Raw genomic sequence first — 797 nt, 5'->3', positions numbered from 1 at the left:
TATTCTTTTATTATAAACTAATAAAATTATTTTTTTAATTATTTTTGTAAATTTTACTAAAACCAATTTAAGAAATTATATGCGCGACGAGCATGTTTAGCCACTTTAAGAGCTGGAGCGACACCTGGCACTAAGCCAACTATAGTTTCCGCCGTATCCCATGCTTGGTTTACTTGTTTTTCCTTTTCCCATTTGTTTTGTAATACTTTAAGTTCATTTTCTTTTGCTTTGAATTTTTGTTTTTGTATGTCTAATTCATTTTCTTTTTCTAATAATTTATTTTTCGTCTCCTCATGCGCCTTTTTCTCATCTTCTAATTGTTGTTTCAATTCAGCAATTCTTTGACGAAGTTCTTTATTTTCTATTTGTAAACTTTTATTAGCCTCTTCTAGTCCTTTAATGGTTCCTTCTAATTGTTTAATTTTTTGACCTTGTTCAACGTATAACTGCATTTGTTTATCTAATTCATCATTTAAACGGTTAATTTCTGTGACTTGTGCTTCAATAGTTTTCTGTAATGCATTTATTTCTTCATCTTTTTGTTTAATAGTATTTTGTAATTCTTTTTCGTGTTCTTCTAATTGTTTGACTCTTTCTTTAGTAATATTTAATGCTGCTTGTTTGATATTTAATTGGTTTTGAAGAGCTTGATCAATATTACCATTTTTTTCTAAATCATCTTTAATTTGATTAATTTCTTTGATTAAGGCATCATTTTCTTTATTTTTATCAGCTAATTCCGTTTTGACTTGATTTAAATCATGATGATATTTCTCTTTTAAATTATTGTTTTCTTG

General features: G+C 26.7%; 1 pseudogene. It reads right to left on the bottom strand.

Annotation, left to right across the window (positions count from 1 at the left end):
* Nucleotides 1–56 precede the first annotated feature (56 nt).
* A pseudogene (locus tag ON17_RS03620) lies at nucleotides 57–797 on the bottom strand (hypothetical protein); the annotation flags it as partial.

This window comes from Poinsettia branch-inducing phytoplasma str. JR1, assembly GCF_000309465.1.
GTDB classification, from domain to species: domain Bacteria; phylum Bacillota_I; class Bacilli_A; order Acholeplasmatales; family Acholeplasmataceae; genus Phytoplasma; species Phytoplasma pruni.
The sequence above is the reverse complement of the archived record's forward strand: the minus strand, read 5'-3'. Positions and strand labels throughout refer to the sequence as shown.